This is a genomic window from Thiolapillus sp. (genome assembly GCF_048562965.1).
In the GTDB taxonomy this organism is placed as follows: domain Bacteria; phylum Pseudomonadota; class Gammaproteobacteria; order Chromatiales; family Chromatiaceae; genus Thiolapillus; species Thiolapillus brandeum_A.
In genome coordinates this window covers 1-1,343 of sequence record NZ_JBHNMF010000799.1, presented here as the reverse complement: position 1 = coordinate 1,343, position 1,343 = coordinate 1, and the positions used below count along the sequence as shown (strand labels likewise).

At 64.9% G+C, this 1,343-nt stretch carries 1 protein-coding gene; it reads left to right on the top strand.

Annotated elements, in window-relative coordinates; genetic code table 11:
* Window positions 1–142 precede the first annotated feature (142 nt).
* The coding region (locus tag ACOCD2_RS20170; protein ID WP_293681102.1) for a helicase-related protein at window positions 143–1,343 on the top strand (1,201 nt) is incomplete at its 3' end.

The following is a 1,343-nucleotide window of genomic DNA, read 5'->3' as shown; positions in this document are numbered from 1 at the left end:
GAGGCAGGCTTGTACTCAGTCTTAGGGGTGAGTAGTTACCATTTTTGATGAATTCCACGAACGGTCACTGCAGGCCGACCTGGGGCTCGCCCTGTGTCTGGATATCTGTAGTTCCCTGCGGGAGGATCTGCGGCTGCTGGTCATGTCGGCCACCCTGGACGAGCAGGCAGTGGCCGATCTCCTGGGAGGAGCTGTGGTGACTTCCGATGGTGGTCTCCACCCGGTGGATATACGTCACTTGGGTAGGTCGGTGGGACGCGACATCCTGCCGGCCACACGCCGGCTGGTCCTGCAGGCCTGCAGGGAGCAACAGGGAGACGTTCTGGTCTTCCTGCCGGGCAAGGGTGAGATGAATCGGTTGGAAGAACAGCTGCGGTCGGCTTCCCTGTCCCACGAGATCCTGCAGCTTCACGGTGAGATGGATGCTGACAGCCAGGCAAGGGTACTGGTGCCAGGCAAGCATCATGCACCGCGCATCGTGCTGGCTACCGACGTGGCGGAAACCAGCCTCACCATCGAGGGCATCACCACGGTTGTGGATGCCGGACTGACCCGCAAGCCGGTTTTCGATCCCGACAGTGGCCTGAGCCGCCTGCGGGTGTTGCCCGTTTCCCGCGCTTCGGCTGATCAGCGTGCGGGCCGGGCAGGCCGCCTGGGACCGGGTGTCTGCTACCGGGCCTGGACAGAAGCCGAGCAGCGCGCCCGCCCCGCCCAGCGACCGGCAGAAATAAACCAGGCTGATCTTGCGCCCCTGGTGATGGAACTGGCCCTGTGGGGCGTGCCGGACCCCGCTTGCCTGCAGTGGCTGGACAGGCCGCCTCCCGCTGCCTGGGATCAGGCGGTACTGCTGCTGCAGGAGCTCGATGCCCTCGACATGCACGGGCGCATCACCACCCACGGTAAACGCCTGGCTGCCCTGGGGTTGCATCCGCGCTTGGTGCATCTGCTGGTGCGTGGTGGCGGTGGAAACAGGCTGGCTGCGGACATCGCCGCCCTGCTGTCGGATCGTGATCCCTGGCGCTATCGGCCCGGACAGGCGCGACCGGCCGATCTCGGTCTGCGTTTGCAGGCCATGGCATCCGTGCGGGAAAGGCAAAGACCGGACGGTGGTGCCGATGCAGGGAAGATCCGCCAGTTGCTGCGCCTGAGCGATCGTCTGTACAGGCAGTGCCGCCAGTTGCCACATGATGACAATACTCTTTCCGCGGGTGCCCTGCTTTCCCTTGCCTACCCGGAGCGCATCGCGCAACGCCGTTCATCCGGCGAGGGCCGTTATCTGCTGGCATCCGGCAGCGGTGCAGAATTGCCGCCGGATGATGGCCTCGCCGTTGCCGACTACCTAG